The organism is bacterium (assembly GCA_016703265.1).
Lineage (GTDB): Bacteria > Krumholzibacteriota > Krumholzibacteriia > LZORAL124-64-63 > LZORAL124-64-63 > CAINDZ01.
On the sequence record JADJCK010000007.1, the window covers coordinates 18,278 to 42,704 of the forward strand.

12 protein-coding genes and 3 pseudogenes are annotated in these 24,427 nt (G+C 69.7%); 10 read left to right on the forward strand and 5 right to left on the reverse strand.

Going from position 1 to position 24,427, the window contains the following annotated elements; translation table 11 throughout:
• Positions 1 to 16: 16 nt before the first annotated feature.
• Positions 17 to 1,687 carry a methyl-accepting chemotaxis protein gene (locus tag IPG61_14045; GenBank protein MBK6735173.1) on the reverse strand — a complete coding sequence of 557 codons (1,671 nt, stop codon included), beginning with the start codon at positions 1,685 to 1,687 and terminating at the stop codon, positions 17 to 19.
• A gap of 236 nt (positions 1,688 to 1,923) precedes the next feature.
• Here IPG61_14045 and IPG61_14050 point away from each other — a divergent pair, with 236 nt between their 5' ends.
• Together IPG61_14050 and sthA are read left to right on the forward strand one after the other, a co-directional pair.
• Complete coding sequence (locus IPG61_14050) at positions 1,924 to 2,982, forward strand: type II secretion system protein GspG (protein MBK6735174.1); 1,059 nt, start codon at positions 1,924 to 1,926, stop codon at positions 2,980 to 2,982.
• Between the two features lie 22 nt (positions 2,983 to 3,004).
• Positions 3,005 to 4,439, forward strand: a pseudogene (gene sthA, locus IPG61_14055) (Si-specific NAD(P)(+) transhydrogenase).
• Positions 4,440 to 4,488: 49 nt separating this feature from the next.
• Here sthA and IPG61_14060 read toward each other — a convergent pair.
• Entirely contained in the window at positions 4,489 to 7,776 is a 3,288-nt protein-coding gene (locus tag IPG61_14060; protein MBK6735175.1) for a glycosyl hydrolase, read from the reverse strand.
• Positions 7,777 to 8,180: 404 nt separating this feature from the next.
• Between IPG61_14060 and IPG61_14065 the strand changes: the two genes are divergently transcribed.
• The 4 genes and pseudogenes from IPG61_14065 to IPG61_14080 all read left to right on the forward strand — a co-directional run bounded on the left by IPG61_14065 (position 8,181) and on the right by IPG61_14080 (position 15,430).
• A complete protein-coding gene (locus IPG61_14065; protein ID MBK6735176.1) occupies positions 8,181 to 8,774 on the forward strand; it encodes a hypothetical protein in 594 nt (197 codons plus the stop codon).
• Positions 8,775 to 8,975: 201 nt separating this feature from the next.
• A pseudogene (gene metH, locus IPG61_14070) lies at positions 8,976 to 12,654 on the forward strand (methionine synthase).
• A 16-nt stretch (positions 12,655 to 12,670) separates the two neighbouring features.
• The gene (locus IPG61_14075; protein MBK6735177.1) at positions 12,671 to 13,615 is read left to right on the forward strand and encodes a methylenetetrahydrofolate reductase; all 945 of its coding nucleotides are present in this window, start codon (positions 12,671 to 12,673) and stop codon (positions 13,613 to 13,615) included.
• 105 nt (positions 13,616 to 13,720) lie between these two features.
• Positions 13,721 to 15,430: a bifunctional diguanylate cyclase/phosphodiesterase gene (locus tag IPG61_14080; GenBank protein MBK6735178.1), complete on the forward strand. Its 1,710-nt coding sequence runs from the start codon at positions 13,721 to 13,723 to the stop codon at positions 15,428 to 15,430.
• 21 nt (positions 15,431 to 15,451) lie between these two features.
• Here IPG61_14080 and IPG61_14085 read toward each other — a convergent pair whose 3' ends face one another.
• Positions 15,452 to 16,990, reverse strand: coding sequence for an aromatic amino acid lyase (locus tag IPG61_14085; GenBank protein ID MBK6735179.1), 1,539 nt, complete (start codon positions 16,988 to 16,990; stop codon positions 15,452 to 15,454).
• 136 nt (positions 16,991 to 17,126) lie between these two features.
• Between IPG61_14085 and gmd the strand changes: the two are divergent.
• A pseudogene (gmd, locus tag IPG61_14090) lies at positions 17,127 to 18,088 on the forward strand (GDP-mannose 4,6-dehydratase).
• A gap of 16 nt (positions 18,089 to 18,104) precedes the next feature.
• On the opposite strand, the gene IPG61_14095 reads toward gmd, so the two are convergent.
• Both IPG61_14095 and IPG61_14100 read right to left on the reverse strand, forming a co-directional pair.
• Positions 18,105 to 19,046, reverse strand: coding sequence for an alpha/beta hydrolase (locus IPG61_14095; protein ID MBK6735180.1), 942 nt, complete (start codon positions 19,044 to 19,046; stop codon positions 18,105 to 18,107).
• Entirely contained in the window at positions 19,043 to 19,858 is an 816-nt protein-coding gene (locus tag IPG61_14100; GenBank protein ID MBK6735181.1) for a ribonuclease Z, read from the reverse strand. Before IPG61_14100 ends, IPG61_14095 begins: the two co-directional genes overlap by 4 nt.
• A 191-nt stretch (positions 19,859 to 20,049) precedes the next feature.
• On the opposite strand from IPG61_14100, the gene IPG61_14105 reads away from it, so the two are divergent.
• From IPG61_14105 to IPG61_14115, 3 genes are all read left to right on the forward strand, one after another.
• Positions 20,050 to 21,798: a tetratricopeptide repeat protein gene (locus IPG61_14105; protein ID MBK6735182.1), complete on the forward strand. Its 1,749-nt coding sequence runs from the start codon at positions 20,050 to 20,052 to the stop codon at positions 21,796 to 21,798.
• A gap of 10 nt (positions 21,799 to 21,808) precedes the next feature.
• Positions 21,809 to 22,849 (forward strand): hypothetical protein, encoded by a 1,041-nt coding sequence (locus IPG61_14110; GenBank protein ID MBK6735183.1) that lies wholly within the window; start codon positions 21,809 to 21,811, stop codon positions 22,847 to 22,849.
• Positions 22,850 to 22,929: 80 nt separating this feature from the next.
• Positions 22,930 to 24,426, forward strand: coding sequence for a glutamate--tRNA ligase (locus IPG61_14115; protein MBK6735184.1), 1,497 nt, complete (start codon positions 22,930 to 22,932; stop codon positions 24,424 to 24,426).
• The last annotated feature ends 1 nt before the right edge of the window (position 24,427 follow it).

Consider the following 24,427-nt stretch of genomic DNA (forward strand, 5'->3'; position numbering starts at 1 on the left):
CCGCTGAGTCCCTGGCTCAGGCCAGCTTGACCCGCGCCGTCTGCTCCTGCAGCCGCTTGCCCACCGCGGTGAGGTTGTCCACGCTGCCGTTGATGCGGCCCACGCCGGTTACCGTGTCGCGGATGGCGCCGTCGAGCCCGCGCACGTTGCGCGAGATGTCCTCGAGGTTGGCGGTCGAGTCGCCCACGCTCATGGCGATCTCCGACGAGCCGGCGCTCACCTGCTGCAGGCTGCTCGAGATCTCGTTGGCGGCCGCGGCCTGCTGCTCCACCGCCGCGGCGATGGTCTGCGAAACGTCGTTCAGCTGCTGGGTGAAGCCGGCCACCTCGTCGATCTCGCGGATGGACAGCAGCGTGGCCTGCTGGATCTCGCGGATGCTCGACTCGATGTCGGTCGTGGCCTTGGCGGTCTGCCGGGCCAGTTCCTTGACCTCGTGGGCCACGACGGCGAAGCCGCGCCCGGCGTCGCCGGCGGAAGCAGCCTCGATGGTGGCGTTCAGGGCCAGCAGGTTCGTCTGGTCGGCGATGTCGCGGATCAGCTGGCTGATGCGGTCGATGTGCTGCGCCGACTCGTGGAGGCGGCCCACGTTCTCGCGTGCCGCCAGCGTGCGCTCGTTGGACTGCGCGGCGATCTGCAGCTCGCGATTGCAGCTGCTCGAAACCTCGTTGATGCTGGCGCTCATCTCTTCCACGGCGGCGGCGGCCGTGCTGATGCGATCGGAGATCTCGTTGGCGCCGGCGGCGACGGCTCCCGAGGCGTGCGAGACGTTCTCGGCGTTGCCCGTCACGGTGCGCGAGCTGTCGGCCATGGCGCGTGAGTTGGTCTCGATCTGCGTGGCCGTCACCGAGAGTTCCTGCGAGGCCCGGTTCAGGGTCTCCACGTTGGTCACGATCTCGCCCACGAACGAACGCAGGAAGTCGGCCATGCCCGCGAACGAGCGGCTCAGCGAGCCGATCTCGTCCTTCTGGGCCAGCAGTCCGGCGTCGATGCTTGCGGTCAGGTCGCCCTGTGCAATGCGGGCTGCGGCCTGCTCGAGCTGGCCGACGGGCCGCGCAACGGCGCGCGTCACCGCGATGCCGATGACAGCGCTCAACAGCAATCCGGCCACCATCACCGTCACCAGCGCCGTGCGGGTCGAAGCCACGGTGCGGTCGGCGTCGCGGCTCATCTCGGCGACCTCTCCGCGAACCACTTCGATCGATTCTTCCAGCTGTGCCAGCTGGCGATTGAACATGTCGTCGAGTTCCTCGTCCACCTGCTGGATCTGGCGATCGCTGACGGCGCCCCCGGCCAGCTTCAGGCGCATCATGCGCTCCACCTCGATGAAGCGCGGGTGCACCTGGTTCTCGTCGATGTCATCCATCGCCCTGATCAGTTTCCGCTCCTCCTCGGTCGTGGCGGGGTTCTCGAGGAAGGTCGCGATCTGCTTATCCATGTCGAGCTTCGTGCGCTCATAGGTGGAGAACTGTGCCGCGAGGTCGGCCGGACCGGTGGCGGCCAGCATTTCCATCAGGGCCAGCGGCTTGCGCGTGGTCATCTCCTGCATCTCGATGAGGGACGCGAGTTCCTCGCCCTGGCCGAGCGACTGCGTCATGGCATGGCGGATGGTCCCGACCCGCAGCAGGGAGAACGATCCGCTGGCCAGAAGCAGCACGCAGACGACGCCGAACCCTGACAGGATCTTCATCTTCAATTTCATGCGAAGGCCCCCACGAAGGAAATATGCCCGGCACGGCAACCCGGTTGGCCGTCCCGATGAACGGCCACCTCCCGACGAGGATTTCGGCCGCGTGCGCGACTTCTTTAGGGGTGAGAGCGGCGTCCGGCGCCCAAATGGAGGTTGACCGGGCCGCTGGTGATGGCGACGATGGCGGTTGGCCGCGCTGCCTGCGGCCCCGACCCCAGCGGAGGTGCCCAAATCCTGTGCAACAGCCTGCCCCGGCAAAGCGTTCCGGATTCGGCCTCCTGGGCCTGATCGTCCTGCTGGCCGTCCTGGCGATCCTGGCCGGGACGGTCGGGCCGCTCCTGTTCCGCGAGGCCCTGGCCGCCCGCGAAGCGGCAACGCGCACGCATCTGGAAGCGCTGGACCAGGCGCTGGTCGCGTTCTACCGCGACGTCGGCCGCCTGCCCACAGAGGCCGAGGGCCTGGCGGCCCTCGTGACGGACCCCGGGCTGGGCGGCTGGCGCGGCCCCTACCTGGGCTCGGCGCGCGAGGCGGCGGCCGCCACCGTGAACCTCGACGCCTGGGGCCGCCCGCTGGCCTACGACCGCACGCCCCTGCTGAACACCGGCGCCGCGGCGGCGATCATCGCCAGCAGCGGTGCCGACCGCCGGCTGGGCTCAGGCACTGTCGGTGCCACCTGGACCGTGGGCGGCACCGCCGAGGGCACCGACGGCCATGATGACCTCCAGATCCTCGTCGACGTCGACGGAGCCCTGTCCGAGATGGAAGCCCTCACGCGCGTGCGCCTGGAGGCGATCAGCCGCGCTGCGCAGGAGTATTTCCAGGTCAACGGGAGCTTCCCGGCGATCCTGACCGAGCTGAACGGCGCCTGGCTGCCGCCCGCCGTGGGTGCCGAGGCCCTCGTCGACGGCTGGGGAATGCCGCTGGCGTTCACGGTCAACGCCGCCGCGCGCCCGCCCACGGCGCTGGTGACCAGTCGCGGCGCCGACGGCCTGGCGGGCAACGGCGACGACGTGCAGTTGTCCGTCAGCAGCGCCGCGGCCGGCCGCCGCGCCACGCTCTACGAGCTGGCCATCGCCCAGGCACGGGTCGATGCCCAGGGCTCGGTGGAACTGACCGGCGACTGGAATTCCGATCGGGCGAATCTGGTTCTGGACGATATATTGGCGGCCGACGGCTGGGGCGTGCCCTACGCGGTGCGTGTCTCCACCCGCACGGTGGTCTCGGGCGGCCCCGATGGCGATACCCTGACACCGGCGGACAATCTGCCCGCCGGCGTCGTTCCCGACGGCGGTTAAGCGCCGGAAAGGACCTGCAGGCGTGGCGGATTTCGAACTCTGCGTGATCGGCAGCGGCCCCGGCGGCCAGAAGGCCGCCATCCAGGCGGCCAAGCTCGGCCACCGTGTGTGCGTCATCGAGCGCATGGAGCAGGTGGGAGGTGTGGCCGTCCACACGGGCACCATCCCGTCCAAGGCGCTGCGCGAGGCGATCCTGCGCGCCACCTCCGGCAAGGACCACCTGAACGCCCGCGGCGAACTGCGCACCGGGAAGCTCACCATCGGCGAGCTGCTCAGCTCCTGCCAGCGCATCATCGCCACCGAGATGGAGATCGTGCAGACGCAGTTGCGCCGCAACGGCGTCGTGCTGGTCGCCGGCGAGGCTTCGTTCACCGGTCCCGGCAGCCTGGTGGTCCGCGGCGCCGGTAGCGAGCGCACCATCACCGCCGACCGCTTCCTCATCGCAACAGGTTCCGAGCCTGCGCGCCCGGACAGCGTGCCCTTCGACGACGAATGTGTCCTGACTTCCGACGACCTGTTGCGGCTGACCTGCCTGCCCGAGACGCTGATCGTGTGGCGGCGGCGTCATCGGCACCGAGTTCGCGTCGATGTTCGCGCGCCTGGGCGTCCGCGTGACCCTGGTCGAGCGCGGTGCCCGCGTGCTCGGCTTCCTCGACCTGCAGATCGGCGAGGCGCTGCAGTACCACCTGCGGTCGCGCGGACTGACGCTGCGGCTGGGCGAGGAAGTCACCGGCGTGCACCACGTGGCCGAATCGGAATCGGATACCGCAGGCGTGGAGGTCAGCCTCCGCAGCGGCAAGGTGCTGCGGGCGCAGGCCGTGCTCTGGTGCCTGGGCCGGCACGGCGCCACCGCGCGCCTGAACCTGCCGGCAGTCGGCCTCGACGTCGACGACCGCGGCCGGCTGACGGTCGACCCGCACTACCGCACCGCCAACCCTGCGATCTATGCGGTGGGCGACGTGATCGGCTTCCCGGCGCTGGCCTCGACCTCGATGAACCAGGGCCGCACGGCCGTCTGCCACATGTTCGGCGTCGAGATCCAGGACCGCTCCCGCGACTTCCCGATCGGCATCTATTCCATCCCGGAGATCAGCACGGTGGGGCGCAGCGAGGAGCAGCTGACCGAGGAGGGCGTGCCCTACGAGACGGGCAGCGCCCGCTACACCGAGACCGCGCGCGGCCAGTTGCTGGGCGACGACGTCGGCATGCTCAAGATCATCTTCCATCCCCAGACGCATTTCCTGCTGGGCGTGCACATCATCGGGACCGGAGCCACCGAACTCATCCATATCGGGCAGGCGGTCATGTCGCTGGGCGGCACCGTGGACTACTTCGTCGAGAGCGCCTTCAACTACCCGACGCTGGCCGAATGCTACCGGGTGGCGGCGCTCAACGGGCTGAACAAACTGCGCCTGCCCTACAGGATTACGACGAGAAGGGCTAGGCGCACAACGTAAGAGGGGCCCGGTGGGCCCCTCTTTCGTTGCTAACAGCGCAGTCCGGAGGTCAACGGCCGTCCCACGCCGGCAATCGACCCGGCGTGTACGGCGCCTTCACCTTCTCCAGTTCGGCCTCGAGCGCACGGATCTCCGCCGTCGCCGCCTCGAGCCCCGCCAGCACCGGCCCGAACTGCCGCTTCGCGACCGCCAGGCTCTCGCGCATCGTCGTCGTGGCGCCCGACAGGTTGCCGTCCAGGCCCGCGACCACCTGGCCCACGCGCGAACTGATGCCCGGGGTGGTCGGCTCCTGCCGCCGCGCCACGGTGTCGTCGCCGTCCATCTGCACGCCCAGGTCGGCCAGCCTGGCGGCCAGCGCGTCGATGCGGCCGAGCAGCGCACGATCGGCGGCCGGGGTCACCAGCACGGCCTGGCGCAGGTAGCCGACCTTCTCGACGGCGTCCGCGTGGACGTGGCCGGCGCCCTGCACGGCGCGGTACATCTCGGCCGCTTCCGCCGCGAAGGCAAGCGTGCCCTGCGGGTCGCGGTCGGGCGTCGAGTGCGTGCCCAGCAACTCGGTCGTGAACGTGACGGGACCGGCCAGTTCGGTTTCCACGCCGCGCACGCGCTGCGAAAGGCTCACCGAGTACGTGCCGGGTGCAGCCTGCGGCCCGCGGTCCTCGCCGTCCCAAGGCGATCGCGGCCCGCCGCCGCCCAGGCTGACCGGGCCGGTGTAGGGGTGGCGCAGGTCCCACGCCACGCGATGCAGGCCCTTGCCGCCGTCGCCCTTCAGGCGTCGCACCACGTTGCCCGCCTGGTCACGCACGGTGATGACCAGTTCCGGCTCCACCTCGCGCTCCTCGGCGCGAAGGTCGTCCCAGCTCGGGTAGTACACCGGCTGGCCGGCCTTCTCCTTGTCCTTCTCGGCGGCCTGGCGCTGGTCTTTCAGCGTCTCCAGGCCCTCCTTCAGGTGGTAGGTGAAAACGGCGCCGTAGGGCGGATTCTCCGCAGTGTAGAAGCCGGCGCCCTGGAAGCCGCGGCCGCGATAGCCGAGCTCCGAGGTGAAGCTGTGGATCCTCGCCGTCTTCACCGGGAAGACCACGGCGGCCTTCTCCAGCGTGGCCGGTGCCAGCCCGCGCAGCGGCGAGTAGTCGTCCAGCACGTAGAAGCCGCGGCCGAACGTGGCCACGACCAGATCGCCTTCGCGCCGCTGGATCTCCAGGTCGCGGCAGGCGATGGTCGGCAGGCCGCTCTTGAGCTGCGTCCAGTGCGACCCGTTGTCGCGCGTGAAGAACACGCCGAATTCCGTGCCCACGAAGACCAGTTCGGGGTCCACGTGGTCCAGCGCGATGGTGTGCACCGGGCCGTTGGCCGGCAGGTTGCCGCTGATCATCGTCCAGGTGCGGCCCTGGTCGCCGCTGCGCAGCACGTAGGGCTTGAAGTCGTCGCGCTTGTGGTTCTCGAAGCTGGCGTAGATGACGTTCTGGTCGAACGGCGAAGGCTCGAGGTCGCTCACGTAGCTGCCTTCGGGCACGCCCTTGATGCCGTCGATGCGCGTCCAGCTGGCGCCGCCGTCAACGGTCACCTGGATCAGCCCGTCATCGGTGCCGGCCAGCAACAGGCCTTCCTTCTGCGGCGATTCCGCCAGGGTGACGATGTTCCCGTAGAAGCTCGTCGAGTTGTTCTTGGCCACCGCGTCGACGCTCCACACACGGCCCATCACCTCGAGCCGGTTGCGGTCGGTCTGGCGGGAAAGGTCGCCGCTGACCGGCTTCCAGCCGCTGCCCTGGTCGTCCGAGCGGAAGACCCGCTGGGCGGCGAAGTACAGCCGCTTCGGGTCGTGCGGGCTGACGATCAGCGGGCTGTCCCAGTTCCAGCGCAGCGCTTCGCCCTCGGCCGGCTGCGGCTGGATGTCCAGCGCCTCGCCGCTGCGGCGATCGAAGCGGCACAGGCCGCCGTACTGCGACTGGCAGTAGATGATGTCGGGGTTCGTCGGGTCGGGCGCCGGCTCGAAGCCGTCGCCCCCGATCAGCATGAACCACTCGCGGTTGCTGATCCCGTGGACGTAGTGCGTCTGCGAGGGACCGCCCTGCGTGTTGTTGTCCTGCGTGCCGCCGTAGATGTTGTAGAACGGCTCGTCGTTGTCGACAGCCACGCGATAGTACTGGGTGACCGGCAGGTTGGCCATGAAGGCCCAGTTGTCGCCGCGGTCCCAGGTCTCGTACATGCCGCCGTCGTTGCCGGTCAGCATGTGCTTCGTGTTGTCGGGGTCGATCCACAGCGCGTGCTCGTCCACGTGCTTGGCTTCCCAGCCGACACGGCTCCAGTTACTGCCGCCGTCCTCGGTGACCATCATGAACGTGTCCATGCTGTACACGCGGTCGGTGTCCAGGGGGTCGGCGATGATCTCGTTGTAGTACTGGGGGCTGCTGGACATGTAGCCGTCGCGCTTCTCCCAGTTCAGGCCGGCGTCGACCGAGCGGAAGAAGCCGCCCTTGCCGTCGGCCGCCTCGACGATGGCGTAGACGACGTCGGGATCCGGGCCGGCCAGGGCCAGGCCGATGCGGCCCATGTCCACCGAGGGCAGGCCGCCCGCCAGCTTCGTCCAGGTCTTGCCGCCGTCGGTGGTCTTGTGGATGCCCGAGCCGGGTCCGCCGTTGATCAGCGTCCAGGTGTGCCGCCGGCGCTGGTAGCTGGCCGCGTAGAGAACGTCCGGATCGCGCGGGTCGATTTCGAGGTCGACCACGCCCGTGTTCTCGTCGATGGCGAGCACCTGCTGCCAGGTGGTTCCGCCGTCGGTGGTCTTGTACACGCCGCGGTCGCCGCCAGGTCCCCAGAGCGGGCCCATCGCCGCCACGTACACCACATCGGGATCGGTCGGGTGCACGATGATCTTCCCGATGTGCAGCGACCGCTTCAATCCCATGTTCTGCCAGTTGCGTCCGCCGTCCAGCGAACGGTAGACGCCGTCGCCGTACGACACGCTGCGCTGGCTGTTGTTCTCGCCGGTGCCCACCCACACGGTGCCCGGCCGGCTGGGGGCCAGGGTCACGCACCCGATCGAGTAGCTGCCCTCGCCGTCGAAGATGGGGTCGAAGGTGATGCCTGCGTTCCGCGTCTCCCACACGCCGCCCGAACAGACGGCGACGTAGTAGTGGGACTTGTCGCGCGGGTCGACCGCGAAGTCGCCGACGCGACCGGAAGCGAGCGCCGGCCCGAGGCCGCGCCACTTCAGCGCCGAGAAATCACCGCTGCTCCACGGGGCGTCATCCTTGCCGGACTTGTCCTTCGCCTTCGGGGCGGCCAGGGCGGATCCTGCGGCCAGGGCGCAGAGGCACGCCGCAGCCAGCGTCAGCATCAGGGCATTGCGGGACATGGAGGTCCTTCTTTGGGGATTTGCAGGTGACGGGGGCCGCGGGGCCGCGGCAAGGTCGGGGCGGACGCCGGAGTTATAACAGATGCCGGCCGCAGGGCCAAGTTCGGGCTCGCCGCCGCCACGACGCCCGGATGTCCCTTTCCGGAGACGCGCCGACCACGGCGGCAGTCAGTCACAGCCCGCCCTGTACGCGGGGGGACGGTGGACGGTGCAGCCGTGGCCGCGACTGGATTCGCCAGATGCAAGCTAACAGGCTGTCCGGTAATAATTTAGAAAATGCCTCGCCTGGGATGGCATCTTACCCGCGCCGCGGCACCGCCAATGCAATAGAACCCATGAAGCTGAACATCCCGACCGAGCCCCAGACCGAATCGAAAGGACCAGCCATGAAGACCCGCGTCATCGTTCACCGGTCCCTGCTGCGGGGCACCTTCTATATCCTGGCCGCCCTCAGTCTGATCGCCTATCTGCTGCCCGCCCGCGCCGAAGCCGGCGTCCGCGTCGTGGCGCAGGTCGGCCCGGTGGCCGTCGACTATCGCGACCGGGGTCCCGGCTATGACGCGAAAGCGGCCGTGTATCTCGAGCCGGTGGCGGCACGGGTGCTGGTCGGCCGGCCGGCCTGCGGTCCTGACCGCCCCGGGTGCCTGGTCCGCGTCGTGGACCGCTGCGACCGCCACGACCGCAACCGGGACGGGCGCTGCGACAAGTGCGAGCGTCGCGACCGCCGCGACGACCGCCGTGACGACCGCCACGCCTGCGACGACCGCGGTGGGCGCGATGGGTTCAGCAGCCGCGGCGACCGCTGCGAACACTCCGACCGCTGCCGTGACTGCGGCACCATCGAAGTCGGCGGCTGCCGCGATCACCGCGGGCTAACCTGGGTGGCCGGACACTATGAGCGCGAGATGGGCCGCCACGGCCGCGGCAACCGGGTCTGGGTCGCTGCGCACTGGGAACGCCTGGAAGTCGCCCACAGGTAGCTGAGGCCTTCGGGCCACAACGACGCCCCGCGCCCAATCCCCCCGGGCGCGGGGCGCCGCCTTTATTCCGGCCTTTTTGATCTCCAAGTGTCGCCATTCCTGCCGATTATCCTTATCCTCGGGCCGTGAAGCGCCTGGACCCGGCCGGACCTGCGGCCGTGCCCCGGCTGCCGTCCATTCCCTGGAAGGGTGACCGCTGCGATGAGCCGACTGACGCGACAGCTCCTGGGCCGACTGGCTGCCGACCGGATCCTGATCCTGGACGGCGCCATGGGCACCATGATCCAGTCCTACGGCCTGGATGAGGCGGCCTTCCGCGGCGCGCTGCTCAAGCACCACCCGCACGACCTCAAGGGCAACAACGACATCCTCAACCTGACGCAGCCGCAGGTCATCAGCGAGATCTACCGCGCCTACCTCGAGGCCGGCGCCGACATCATCACGACCAACACCTTCAACGGGACGTCGATCTCGCAGTCGGACTACCACACCGATCACCTGGTGCGCGACATCAACCTGGCCTCGGCGCGCCTGGCGCGCGAGGCGGCCGACGAGTACACGCGCAAGCAGCCCGACCGCCCGCGCTTCGTGGCCGGCTCGCTGGCGCCCACCAACCGCACCTGCTCCATCTCGCCCGACGTGAACGACCCGGGCCTGCGCAACATCACCTTCATGGAGCTGGTGACGTCGTATTCCGAAGAGGCCGAGGCGCTGCTCGACGGCGGCGCCGACCTGCTGCTGATCGAGACGATCTTCGACCCGCTGAACTCGAAGGCGGCCGTCTTCGCCGTGCGTGAGCTGCTCGAGCGCCGCGGCACGCCCGACCTGCCGGTGTGGATCTCGGGCACCATCGTCGACACCAGCGGCCGCACGCTCACCGGCCAGACGGCCGAGGCGTTCTGCATCTCGCTGCGGCATGCCGATGCCGCGGCATTCGGGCTGAATTGCGCACTGGGCGCGCGGGCCCTGCGGCCGTTCCTGGCCGAGGTGTCCCAGCTGGTCGACACGCTCGTCTCGGTGCATCCGAATGCCGGCCTGCCCAACGAGCTGGGCGGGTACGACGAGACGCCGGCGCAGATGGCGGCGATCCTCAGCGAATTCGCGGCCGACGGGCTGGTCAACATCGTCGGCGGGTGCTGCGGCACGACGCCGGCCTACATCAAGGCCATCGACGAAGCGATGAAGGGCCGGCCGCCCCGGCGCATTCCCGAGCCGCGGCGCGGCACGTTCCTGGCGGGGTCTCGAGGCGCTCCGGCTCGACGAGACCTCGCTGTTCGTGAACATCGGCGAGCGCACGAACGTGGCCGGCAGCAAGAAATTCGCGCGGCTGATCCGCGAGGGACGCAACGAGGAGGCGTTGGAGGTCGCCCGCCAGCAGGTGCAGGGCGGGGCGCAGATCATCGACGTGAACATGGACGACGCGATGCTGGAAGCGCCGGCGGCGATGACGTCGTTCCTGAACATGGTGGCCTCCGATCCCGAGATCTCGCGCGTGCCGGTGATGGTCGACAGCAGCGACTGGAACGTGCTCGAGGCGGGCCTGCGCTGCCTGCAGGGCAAGGGCGTCGTCAATTCCCTGAGCCTGAAGGACGGCGAGGACGAGTTCCGCCGCCGCGCCCGCCTGGTGCGCAGCTACGGCGCCGCCGCCGTGATCATGGCCTTCGACGAACAGGGCCAGGCCGACACCCTTGAGCGGCGCCTGTCGGTCTGCCGGCGGGCCTGGGACATCCTCACGCGGGAGGTCGGGTTCCCACCCGAGGACATCATTTTCGACCCGAACGTGTTCGCCGTGGCCACCGGGTTGCCCGAGCACGACCGCTATGCCGTCGACTACATCGAGGCCTGCCGCCAGATCAAGGCGACGATGCCCGGCGCCCGCGTGAGCGGCGGCATCAGCAACCTGAGCTTCGCCTTCCGCGGCAACGACCACGTGCGCGAGGCGATGCATTCGGTGTTCCTGTACCACGCCATCAAGGCCGGGCTGGACATGGGCATCGTCAACGCCGGCCAGCTGGCGGTGTACGAGGACATCGAGCCTTCGCTGCTGGAGGCCGTCGAGGACGTGATCCTGGCCCGCCGGCCCGACGCCGCCGAACGCCTGCTGGCCGTGGCGGCCGCGACCGAGGATTCGAAGGGACACCAGCACGAGGCCGCGGCCTGGCGTGCCCTGCCGGTGGCCGAACGCCTGGCCCATGCGCTGCTGAGCGGCGACGCGGAGTTCGTCGAGGACGACACGCTGGCCGCGCTGCAGGAACTGGGACAGCCGCTGGCGGTGATCGAGGGTCCGCTCATGGCCGGCATGAACCGGGTGGGCGAACTGTTCGGCGCGGGCAAGATGTTCCTGCCGCAGGTGATCCGCTCGGCCCGCGTCATGAAGCGCGCGGTAGCCGTGCTGGACCCGTACCTGCAGGCCGGCAAGGCCGAGGGCGTCACCAACAACGGCCGCGTGCTGCTGGCGACGGTCAAGGGCGACGTGCACGACATCGGCAAGAACATCGTGGGCGTGGTCCTAGGCTGCAACAACTACGAGATCATCGACCTGGGTGTAATGGTGCCGGCCGACCGCATCATCGCCACGGCGATCGAGCGGAAGGTCGACATCGTCGGCCTGAGCGGCCTGATCACGCCGTCGCTGGGCGAGATGGTCCAGGTGGCGAAGGAGATGACGCGGCAGGGCCTGACCGTGCCGCTGCTGATCGGCGGGGCCACGACCAGTCGCGTGCACACCGCGGTGAAGATCGACCCGCACTATGCGCCCGGCGTCGTGCACGTGCTGGACGCCTCGCGTGCCGTGGGTGTGGTGGGAAGCCTGATCAGCGAGCGCACGCGGGTGGAAGTCCTGGCCGGCGTCAGCGCCGAGTACGCGAAGGTGCGGCATGACCGCGGCATCGCCGACGAGTCGCGGGAGCAGCTGCCGTTGACGGCCGCCCGCGCCAACGGCCTGCGCCTGGACTGGGCCGCGCACCGCCCCGAGACGCCGCGAGTGACCGGTGTCCATGCGCTGGAGACGCCGGACCTGGCGGCCCTCCGCGCCCTGATCGACTGGACCCCGTTCTTCCAGACCTGGCGCCTGCCGGGCAAATACCCGCGTATCCTTGACGACGCGCGCCTGGGTGTCGAGGCCCGGCGCCTGTTCGACGACGCGCAGGTCATGCTCGACGAGGTGATCAGCGCCGGCTCGCTCCGCTGCCGCGGCGTCTGGGGCCTGCTGCCGGCGGCCGCCGACGGCGACGACCTGGTCTTCTACACCGACGAGTCGCGCACGAGCGAGCACCTTCGCGTGCCGTTCCTGCGGCAGCAGCGCAAGAGCGCCGCCGGCCGCCCCAACCTGTGCCTGACCGACTTCGTGGCGCCCGTGGGTTCGGGCGTGGCGGACTGGGCCGGCGCCTTCGTGGTGACGGCGGGGCTCGGCGTGAACGACCTGGTGAAGCGCTTCGAACTGGATGGCGACGACTACCGCGCCATCCTGGCCAAATCGGTGGCCGATCGCCTGGCCGAGGCCTTCGCCGAATACCTGCACCTGCGCCTGCGTCGCGAGTGGTGGGGCTATGCCGCCGACGAGAACCTCGACAGCGAGGGCCTGGTCGAGGAGAAGTACCGTGGCATCCGGCCGGCGCCAGGGTACCCGGCCTGCCCGGACCATGTCGCGAAGAAGGCCCTGTTCGCGCTGCTGGGGGCCGAGGCGGCCACCGGCGCGCGGTTGACCGAATCCTGCGCCATCGACCCGGCAGCCTCGGTCGCCGGCTGGTATTTCGGGCATCCGGAGGCGCGCTATTTCGGCGTGGGCCGGATCGGTGCCGACCAGGTGGCGGACTACGCGGCCCGGACGGGGCTTACGAACGAGGAAGCGACCGCCTGGCTGGCGGCGAACCTGGACTGAGAAAAGCGAGTAACCGATGCGCGTGACCGAACACCTGGCCAAGTCTTCGCAGACCCTGTTCAGCTTCGAGATCATCCCGCCGCCGCGCGGCCAGAACGTCGGCGACATCATCCAGATCATGGACCAGATCGCGCCGGTGTCGCCGCCGTTCATCGACGTCACGAGCCACTCGGCCGAGGCGATCTACGAGGAGCAGCCCGACGGCACCATCCGCCGCCGTGTGCGCAAGAAGCGGCCGGGCACCATCTCGATCTGCGGCATCATCCAGAACCGCTATCGCATCGACACCGTGCCGCACCTGCTGTGCACCGGGTTCACGCGGGAAGAGACCGAGGATGCGGTGATCGAGCTCAACTACCTGGGTATCGAGAACGTGCTGGCCATCCGCGGCGACGAGTCGAACTACAGCAAGGTCATCAGCCAGGGCCGCACGCGGAACGTGTACGCCACCGACCTGGTGAAGCAGCTGATCGACCTGCGCGGCGCCAAGTTCCTCGACGACCTGGCCAACACGCGGCCGATCGACTTCTGCATCGGCGTGGGCGGCTACCCCGAGAAGCATGTCGAGGCGCCCAACATGAAGACCGACATCGCCCACCTCAAGGCGAAGGTCGAGGCAGGCGCCGACTACGTGGTCACGCAGATGTTCTTCGACAACGCCTCGTTCCTGGAGTACCGCCGGCGCTGCCGCGAGGCGGGCATCACCGTGCCCATCATTCCCGGCATCAAGCTGATCGACAGCGTGCGGCACCTGAGTTCGCTGCCCAAGCACTTCCACGTGTCGATTCCCGACGAGCTGGTCGACGAGATCCACGCCGCGCCCAAGCATGTGCGGGAGATCGGTCGCAACTGGGCCCGGCGCCAGGTGCAGGGGCTGCTGTCCGAGGGCGTGGAGTGCATCCATTTCTACGTGATGAGCGACGCGGCGGCGGCCGTCAGCATCATCCGGGAGCAGGGCTGACCCCCGGAACCCGGGGCTTGCAGGATCCGGCGGCGCGTTGTAGCGTCCGCCCCAAACCGGCCGCAAGGACGCGGCCGCGTACGTGAAGGGATTCAGGACATCCGCATGCCCGACGAGGCCCCGCTCCGCCGACTCCTGCTGCTGCATCGCGACCCGGCGCTGGCCCGCCGGGTGCGGACGCTTCTGGAGCCGGTCACCGAGGCCCGCCACCGCATCGCCCACTTCACCCACCTTGCCGACGCCCTGACCTGCCTGCAGATCGACGACGTGGACCTGGTGCTGGTGGGCCCCGACCCGGCCGACGCCGACCAGGTGCAGGCCGTCCAGCAGCTGGGCGCGGCGCGCCCCGAAACGCCGCAACTGGCGCTGATGGTGTCGCCCGACCCGGGGCAGACCGCGGCCGTGCGGGGCGCCGGCGCCCGCGAAAGCCTGCCGCTGGACGAGGCCGACCTGCCCTCCTGGCTGCGGACCATCGATTTCTGCCTGCGCGAGGCGGCCATCAGCCGCGAACTGGCCGAGGTCACGGCGCGCCTGGACTGGCTGGTCCACATGGACGGCCTGACCGGGCTGCTCAACCGCAAGGGCATGGAGCGGGCCCTGCGCGACGAACTGGCCGCCTGCCGGCGCAGCGGGCGCGACCTGACGGTGCTGCTGGTCGACCTGGACGACTTCTCGCGGGTGAACGCGACGCTGGGCCACGGCGTGGGCGACCTGGTGCTGGTGGGCGCCTCGCGGCGCATCCGGGAATCGGTGCGCGAGCAGGACAAGGTGGGGCGCTGCGGTACGGACCGCTTCGTCGTGCTGCTGCCGGAGGCGGCGGCGGGCGAGGGCGAGATCATCGCCGAGAAGATCCGGCTGGCCGTGAGCCGCGACGTGATCAGCGCCGGCGGGCAGTCGCTGCAGACCACCGCCAGCCTGTCGCTGACCACGGTGGGCGACGCCGACCTCTCCTGGGACGAGGTGATGGCCCGTGCCCATTTCGTGCTGCAGCACGGCAAGCTGAACGGCAAGAACCGCGTCTCGCACGCGGCGGCGGTCGAGTTCGGCGGGCCGATCCTGCCCGTCCTGGCGGGGCCGCAGATGGTGCGCGCGCTGCTGGAGGACGACGTGCTGGAGGCCGCCAGCCAGCCCATCGTCAACCTCGACGACGGTCGCATCGTCTCGCGGGAAATGCTGGTGCGCGGCCCCGAGGGGCCGCTGCGCAGGCCGGACAACCTGTTCCGGTTCTGCCAGGAGAACGACATCCTTGCCGCGGTGGACCTGCGCTGCCTGCGGCTGTGCGCCTCGCATGCGCGGGAACTGGGCCCGCACCCGGACTACCACGTGAACATCATGCCGGCCACGCTGCTGCAGACCGAGTCCGCCGAGCTGCTGCGCGCGCTGACGGACGGGCGCACCGACGTGACGTGCTGCCTGGAGATCAGTGAGCAGCAGTTGCTCGGCGATCCCTGCGTGCTGGTGCCGCACGTGCGCGAACTGCAGAAGGCGGGCGTACGCATCGCCATCGACGACGTGGGATTCGGCAACAGTTGCCTCGAGGGGTTGATCATGCTGCATCCGCAGGTGATCAAGATCGACAAGCGGCTGGTGCGCGGGCTGGCCGTGGACCCCGAGATGCGGCGCGCGCTGTCGCGGCTGCTGCGCGTGGCCGACGTGCTGGAGGCCGAGGTCGTGGCCGAGGGCATCGAGACCACCGACGACTTCCAGGTGCTGGTCGACATGGGGGTCCGCTTCGGGCAGGGCTACCTGTTCGGGCGGCCGGCGCTGTGCAAAGCGGCGCCGGGTCTCCCCGACGCCGCCGAAGCGACTGCCTGAACGCCCTCGTCCCGCGACCGGCTAGGCCGGGTCGAACTCCGCGAGATCGCCCACGACCTGTTCCACCGCCGCCAGCGCCCGGTGGCTGCGCACCAGTTCACGCATGGCCGTGTGGTCGGGATGGAGCGGGCGGTCGACGTCGAGGAACGCCACGTGCTCGCGCACGCAGGCCCTCGCCGCGCCGGTGCCCTTGCCCGGCGTGAAGTCGCGCAGGTCCAGCGCCTGCGCGGCGGCCATCATCTCGATGCCCAGCACGCCGCAGGCGTTCTCGAGGATGTGCCCGTTCTTGATCGCGGTGTTCATGCCCATGGAGACGAAGTCCTCCTGGTCGGCCGCGGCCGGGATCGAGGCCACCGAGGCCGGCGTGCAGTACATGCGCTGCTCGACGATGAGGCTGTCGGCCGTGTACTGGCTGAGCATCATGCCGCTGTACATGCCGGCGCCCCGGGTCAGGAAGGCCGGCAGGCCGGCGCTCAGTGCCGGGTTGAGCAGGCGGTTCAGCCGGCGCTCGGATAGCACGCTGACCATGGTGATGGCCTGGCCGGCCATCTCCATCGGCAGCGAGACCGGCGAGCCCTGGAAGTTGGCCCCGGTCTGGGTGACGCCCGTCTCGGGGAAGAAGATGGGATTGTCGCCGACGCCGTTCAGCTCGATCTCGACCTGGCTGCGCGCGTAGGCCACGGCGTCGTGCGCGGCGCCGATCACCTGGGGCGTCGAGCGCATGGAGTAGGCGTCCTGCACGCGGGTCTTCACCTTGCCCGTGGCCAGGTCGCTGCCTTCCATGCAGCGGCGGATGGCCGAAGCGCTGCGGATGGCGCCGCGGAAGCCGCGCACCACGTGCAGCGGCGACTGGTACGGCTTCAGGTTCGCGAGCAGCGCCTCGAGCGACATGGCGGCGGCGATCTCGGCCTGCTTCAGCCAGCGCTCCATGTCGTGGATGTGCAGCGCGCTCATCGCCGTCAGCAGGTTCGAGCCGTTGATCGTCGCGAGGCCGTCGCGTGCGTGGAGCCCGGGCACCTCGATGCCGGCGCGCTTGAGCGCCTCGGCGCCGGGCAGCAGTTCGCCCTTGTACCAGGCCTGGCCCTCGCCCATCAGCAGCAGCGCGACCTGCGACATCGGCGCCAGGTCGCCGCAGGCGCCGACCGAGCCCTTCTGGCACACGTACGGCGTGACGCCGCGGTTGAGCATCTCGAGCAGGCAGAGCGTGATCTCGGGACGGCAGCCGGAGCGGCCGTGCGCATGCACGTTGATGCGGCCGGCCATGGCGCCGCGCACGTACTCGGCCGGCGCGGGCTCGCCGATGCCGGCGGCATGGTTGTAGATCAGGTAGCGCTGGAAGTCGCGGACCTGGTCGTCGTTGAGGATGATCTCGCTGAACTCGCCGATGCCGGTGTTGATGCCGTACATCACCTCGCGCGCCTCGATCTTGCGCTCGACGAGGGCGCGGCAGGCCTTGATGCGCTCCAGGGCCTCGGGCGCCAGCGCAACGGCCTCGCCGTCGCGCGCGATGCGGGCCAGGTTCTCGATGGTCAGGTGGCGGCCGTCCAGCACGATCGACATGTGAGTCCCTCCGGAAAAGAACGGTTCGGAAGCACCCCCCCAAAGTGCAGCCGTCCGGCGAACTTGTCCAGCCGCCAGCCCCGGTGTAGAATGGGGACGGCAGTCATCCCCGCTGGGTCCGCGTCCGGGAGAAAACATGGCTAAGAGAGCGCTGATCACCGGTATTACCGGCCAGGACGGGTCGTACCTGGCGGAACTCCTGCTGGAAAAGGGCTATGGCGTGTGGGGGATGGTCCGCCGTTCCAGCACCGAGACGTCCGAGCGCATCGACCACCTCAAGGACCGCATCACGTTTCTGCAGGCCGACCTGCTGGACCAGCCTCGCTGACCAAGGCGATGGAGGAGGCGGCCCCGGACGAGGTCTACAACCTGGCCGCCCAGTCGTTCGTGCCCACCAGCTGGGCCCAGCCGACGCTGACGGGCCAGTTCACCGGCCTGGGGGTGACCCGGCTGCTGGAGGCCCTGCGGCAGGTGGCCCCGAAGGCACGCTTCTACCAGGCCAGCAGCAGCGAGATGTTCGGCAAGGTGCGCGAGGTGCCGCAGACCGAACTGACGCCGTTCCATCCGCGCAGCCCCTACGCGGTGGCCAAGACCTACGGCCACCACATCACCGTGAACTACCGCGAGAGCTACGGGCTGTTCGCCGCCTCGGGCATCCTCTTCAACCACGAGAGCCCGCGTCGCGGGCTGGAGTTCGTCACCCGCAAGATCTCCCACGGCGTGGCCGCCATCAAGACCGGCCGCGCCACCGAGCTGTGCCTGGGCAACCTCGACGCCCATCGCGACTGGGGATACGCCGGTGACTATGTGCGCGCGATGTGGCTGATGATGCAGCACGACGTGCCCGACGATTTCGTCGTGGCTACCGGCGAGAACCATTCGGTGCAGGAATTCGTGGAGATCGCCTTCGGGCACGTGGACCTGGATTGGCGGCAGTACGTGAAGCTGGATCCGCGCTTCCTGAGGCCCGCCGAGGTGGACCACCTGCGCGGCGATGCCGGCAAGGCGCGCAGCGTCCTCGGCTGGGAGCCGACCGTCGGTTTCCCGGAACTGGTTCGCATGATGGTCGATGCCGACATGGGCCATCTGCGCGGCTGAAGCCGCCGCGCGCCGGCTACGGCTCGAACTCGTAACCAGCCGTCACTCCGAACGCCATCAGCACGCTGGCCAGCATGACCGGTTGCTCCAGCATGATGTAGTGCCCGGTGCGCCCGAAGCGCTTGAAGCTCAGTGAGCGTGCCTTGTCGAAGCCGATGGCCGCCAGGATATTCTGCGATTCCTCCGGGCGCGGGAACATCATCTCGCTGCCCACCACCAGCAGCGGGACCGTCAGCGTGCGCAGCCGGTCGGTCAGGTCGAAATCGAAGCTCGACATCAGCAGCGAGACAAACGTGGGCGCGTGCGTGCGCAGCGCCATGTCGAGGATCTGCTCGGTGACCTCGTCGTCCGGGCTCATCATCGCGTAGCGTTCGCCCACGAAGCGGTCGTAATCCTCGATCAGCTTCTGCCCGATCTGCTGCTTCTGTTCCTTGTCCGCCAGCTGCCGCGGTGCCGTGTCCAGCAGGATGAGCCGGTGGGTATCGCCCGGGTGGTCGAGGGCGTACTGCAGGGCCACCATGCCGCCGAGCCCGTGGCCGACCAGCGTCGGGTAGGACATGCCGCTGGTGCGGATGAACTCCTCCAGGCGCTTTGCCTCGCTGATGATGGTCGGGTCCATGACCGGTTGCGTGGCGCCGTGGCCCGCCATCTCGAAGACCGCGACCTTGAAGGTGCCCTTCAGGTACGGTGCCAGCGCGCCCCATTCGGAGGCCGCGCCGCCCAGGCCGTGGATGAGCACCATCTCGAACTGCGGCGTCACGCCGGGCCGGAACTCGGGCAACCGGCCCTTGGCGTGGGGCGCGGGCGCGGGTGGCGGCGCCGAGGCGGACTGGGCCGCCGCCGGCAGCGGGGTCGCGGTCGCCGCCAGGACGACGAGCAGGGCGCCGAGCAGCACGCCAGGCAGGCAGGCGCGCAGCGCCGCCGGCGTGGGCGACAAGGTGAGGCGGCGGGCGTTCATGCAGGTTCCTTTCGCGGCGGGGCCGAAACCAGGTATACATCGCCGTCGCGCGCCTGTTCCACCGGGCCGGCGAAAGAGCGGGCGACCAGGGGCGGCAGGTCGAGCGCCGCCGCATTCGGGTACTGGTGCGTCAGGACCACGCGGCGCGGCAGGGCTGCCGCGCAGACGGCGCCGACCTGGGTCGGGTTCAGGTGCCCGGGCACGTCCCAGGCGTCGGTGGTCGAGCACTCGATGAGCAGCAGGTCGCAGTCCCGGGCGGCCTCGCGCAGGGTCGGGCAGTCGCCGGTGTCGCCGGAGAAGACCAGGCGGCCGCCCGCCGCGTTGGTGAAGCTCCAGCCCAGCTGCAGTTCCGACAGGCGGTCCTGGGGGTGGTCCACGGCGAAGGGGCGGGCGATGGCGCCGCCATTGCCGATCGGGATCCCGTCGCCCGGGCGCACCTCCGTCACCTCCAGTGCGCGCTGGCGCGGCACCAGCCAGGAACCGTAGATCGCGCCCAACTGCTCGAGCAGCCTGCGCAGGCCCGGCGGGCCGAACAGGCGCAGGGGCGCCGTCGAGGCCGGCAGCGGCGAGTGCAGCGCGAAGAGCAGGGCCACGAGGTCGCCGGTGTGGTCGGGATGCAGGTGCGACAGCAGCACGGTGTGGATGTCGTCCACGCCCCCGGGCGCGTCGCCCGAGCGCACCAGGCGCACCAGGGCGCCGGGCCCGATGTCGAGCAGCAGGCTGAACCCGTCCACCGTCACCCAGTAGGCGGCGGGGGTGTGCGTGGGGGTGGGGACGGCGCCGCCGGCGCCCAGGATGCGGAGTCGGATCATGGGGGTAAAGCAACAGCAATCGCCCGGCCCGTCAAGCGCGGCGGGCCCGGACGGACGGCGGGAATCTCCGGCCGGCCCCGGTGTATAGGGTCCGGCTGCGCTGGACACCATCCGGCGCGGTCCTTATCATGGCCGGGCTCCCTGCAGATTTCCGGCTTACGACCGGCCGCCGCCGCGGCCCCGAGGAATTTATGACCCTGCGTCGGCCCACCGTGGATTACGTGACCCATCTGGCCCTGGCGGCGGGTCTGGTCGTTCTGGCGGGCCTGCCAGCCCGGCCGGCACTGGCCCAGGCGCCCGCCCGCGTCGACACGCTGGCAGACGGCACGCGCACCTTCCACTACGAGCAGTTGACCGAGCAGATGTCGCCCCAGGAGAAGATCGCGATCCTGAACGACAAGCTGCTGAAGAACCCGGCCGATGGGCGCAGCTGGAACGACTTGGGCGTGCTCCTGGCCAGCCAGGAAGACTACCCGGCGGCGCGCGACGCGTTCATCCACGCCATCCAGTGCGAAAGGTCGAACGGCGACTACCACCGCAACCTGGGACTCGTCTTCTCGCGCCTGGACATGCCGGAAATGGCCGTGGCCGAATTCGCCGAGTACCGCAAGAACGACCAGTTCGGCGGCCGCGACTACTGGCGCCTGATCGGCAGTGCGCAGCGCAAGGCCGGCCAGCTGGAAGAGGCACGGCAGACCTACCGCGACGGCCTGGCCAGCCTGCAGCCGCCCGTGGCCGAGACGTTCCGCCTGGTTCAGGCGCTGTACGAGATGGCGAACGAGGCGGCCGACGAGCAGGCCGTGCGCGACCTGCTGGCCGAGCAGACGCCGGCCGCTCGCGCCTTCCTGGCCGGGCTCGCGGGCAAGGAGAACGTGGAGGCCGAGGACGGCTGGCGTGAAGCCTCGGCCATCGTCAACCACCGCGTGGCATTGCTGGTGGAGGACGGCAAGCTGATGGAGCAGTCGGGCCTGGAGGCCGAGGCCATCGGCCTGTACCAGGACGCCTACCTGCTGGCGCCGGAACGGCCCGACGTGCTGCCGCGCCTGGTCGACGTCTACCTGAAGCTGGGGCGCAACGACGAAGCCGAGGCCGCCGCCGCGCGGGCGCGTGCCGATCATGCGGACTGGACCGGCACCTGGATCGCCACCGGCAAGGTGTACGAGAAGTCCGACCGGCTCGACGACGCGCTGGGCGCCTACAACAAGGCCTGGGAGATCGAGCATCTCGAGGACCTGCGCGTGGCCATCGGCAACCTGCACATCCGCCTCGGGCACGACAAGGAGGCTTCGGAATGGCTGCGGGCCGGCGTGACGGCGGACACCAAGCCCGAGGTCGTCTACAACTACGCGGTCAGCCTGATGCGCGGGGAGAAGTACCTGGCGGCCATCCCGCCGCTGCGCACGGTGACGCGCGAACTGCCCGATATGCCGCAGGGCTGGCAGGCGCTGGCGCAGTGCCTGCAGGCGACCGGCAAGTTCAGCGAGGCCATCGAGCCGTTCGAGCAGGCGCTGCTGCTGCAGCCGGACGCGAAGACCGCCTTCCTGCTCGGCAGCGTGGCGCAGAAGGCCGGTAACAACGACAAGGCCGTCGCGGCCTACCAGCAGGCGCTGGTCCTGGACCCGAAGTACGTGAAGGCGCAGTACAACCTGGCGCTGGTCTACATGGACACCAAGAAGTACAAGGAAGCGGTCGCCGCCTTCGACGAACTGCTCAAGCTGGAAGGCCCGACCTACCGCGCCTACAACAACCAGGGGCTGTCGTACTTCTACCTCGGCAAGTACGACCAGGCTCTCGAGGGCTTCGAGATGGCGCTCGACCTCGAGAAGTCGGCAGCCGTGATGAACAACATCGGCATGACGCTGGACAAGCTGGGCGACAAGAAGGAAGCCGTTGCCTGGTACCAGAAAGCGAAGGACTTCGAAGGTGGCAGGAAGAAGTAGGACAGCGCCGATGGCGACAATGATGACGGCAGCGACCGCATTCCTGGCGATCGCGATGTCGCTGCCCGCCGCGCCGGCCGCCGCGCAGACGCATGCGAGCCAATTGCCGCAACTGACCCTCGAGGGGCCGTACCCGCGCGCCTCCGAGCCGGTGATCGGCGTCACGGGCTTTCCCGACCACCTGCACGAATACCATTGGGGCGGCTGGACGCCGGAAACCGGGCCGGACGGCCTGCCGGTCGGGCCGGGCTCGTTGTGCCAGGCCCGGCAGCCGATACCGCGACCGGGACTTGTCATCGAACCCGACGTGAAGCGGTACGGGCCGTGGGTGCTGCACCACAACCCGGGCTACGCGGCCTGCGACATGCTGCCGTGCATCGAGCTGCTGAACTGGGCGCAGGCGCGCATGCAGGTGCTGCTCGGCTTCGCGCCCCGCGATACGCTGGTCATCGAGAACCCGAATACGTCGGCGCATTACCTGGAACTGTCCGGGCAGGGCGTGTGGCGGCTCTACAAGCTGGAGGGCAATCGCGCCATCCTCGAGCCGTTCGCGGTGCTGCAGGCACGGCAGCTCGACGGGCACGGTACGTTCATGCTGGCCATCGACTGGATCCTGCGCCAGAACGTGAGCCAGCCGTTGCCGCCGTGGCTGCACCAGGGGCTGGTCGAGTACCTGGGCGATGACGGCATCCACCTGGCCGACTACATGGCCGAGTTCCGGCAGCACGGGCCGGTGACGATGGCGCCGGCGGAGATCGACGCGATCCTCACCGCCGGCGTGGACCCGGACCAGGGGCGCGACCGTGAACGGTTCCGCAAGGCCTGCTACAACGCCTTCCTGATGACCTGGCAGCTGGTGGAGTACGAGGGCGGCGTAATCGCCCTGCGCGACTTCCTGGGCCAGGCCGCTGCGGGAATCCCGCTCGACCAGGCCGCGCGCAGCGTGTACGGTCTGGACCTGGCCGGGCTGGCCGCGATGCTCGACCCGCTGGCGACCGGTGAGCCGGCCGGCGGGAAGGTCTTCAATGCCGCTCCGCACCGTCAGCCCTAGGGCTTGCGGGCGGCGCCCGGAAGCGCCACTGATAAGGGTCGCAACCCGACGCACACCCGATCCCGAGGTCTGACGACGCCATGAATGCGCCCGCCGCGCCGCGTGTCCGTTTCGCACCCAGCCCCACGGGCTACCTGCACGTGGGCGGGGCCCGCACCGCCCTGTTCAACTGGCTCTATGCGCGCAGCCAGGGTGGCACGTTCATCCTGCGCATCGAGGATACGGACCAGGAACGCAGCACCGAGGCTTCCTACGCCGCCATCCTGCGCGGCCTGGAGTGGCTCGGCCTGGAGTGGGACGAGGGTCCGGGCAAGGGCGGCCCCTGCGCGCCGTACCTGCAGTCGGAGCGGCTCGACACCTACCGCGACCACCTGCAGCAGCTGGCCGACCGCGGCCTGACCTACCGCTGCTTCTGCACGGGCGATGACCTGGGCGCGCGCGAGAAGGCTGTCACCGACGCCGGTGGCCAGTGGGAAGGCTACGACGGCAAGTGCCGCGCGCTGTCGAAGGAAGAGTCGGCGGCACTGGCCGCCGCAGGCAAGCCGCACGCCTGGCGCCTGCACACGCCGGCCGAGGGCGTCACGTTCTGGTACGACCTGGTGGTGGGCAAGCGCGAGTTCCAGAATTCGGTGCTGGTCGACCGCGTGATTGTCAAGGCCGACGGCTTCCCGACCTACCAGTTCGCCTGCGTGGTGGACGACCACCTGATGGGCATCACGCATGTGCTGCGCGGCGATGACCACGTCAGCAACACGCCGTTCCAGCTGCTCATCTACGCGGCCTTCGAGTGGACGCCGCCGAAGTTCGGGCACATGCCGATGATCCTGGGCTCGGACCGCAAGCGCCTGAGCAAGCGCCACGGCGCAACATCCGTGGACGAGTTCGCGAAGATGGGCGTGCTGCCTGCGGCCATGGTCAACTACCTGGCGTTGCTGGGCTGGTCGATCGGCGCCGGCGGCGATGACGTGCTGGAGACGGCCGCACTGGTCAAGAAGTTCAGCCTGAAGAAGGTCAACAGCGCGCCGGCGGCCTTCGATTACGACAAGCTGGCGCACATCAACTCCGAGCACATCAAGCGCCTGTCGCCCGTGCAGCGGCTCGACCTGGCCCGGCCGATCGTGGCCGAGCATGGCTGGGCCTGGGATGCGGCCTGGCAGGTGCACGGCATCGACAGCGCCGACGCCTACCTGGCGCGCGTGCTGGCCACGCTCGGCAACCGGTTCAGCAGCCTGGTGACGCTGCCCGAGCGCGTCGGCTTCTTCTACGCCGAGGATTTCGCGATCGAGCAGGCCGACTGGGACGAGCACGTGGCCACGAATGTCGCGCGCGAGCGCCTGGCCGCACTCGCCGACGCGCTGCAGGCGGCGCTGCCCGAAGGGCAGGCGCACGCCGCCGCCGCGTTCGAGCAGGTGGTGCGCACCACGGCCGAGAAGCTGGGCGTGCAGGCCGGCGACCTGATCCATCCCTGCCGCGTGGCGCTGACGGGGCAGACGCGCAGCGCCGGCATCTTCGAGGTCCTGGAACTGGTGGGGGCGCCGCGCGCGCTGGCGCGGTTGCGGCGGGCGGCTGCGGGCTAGG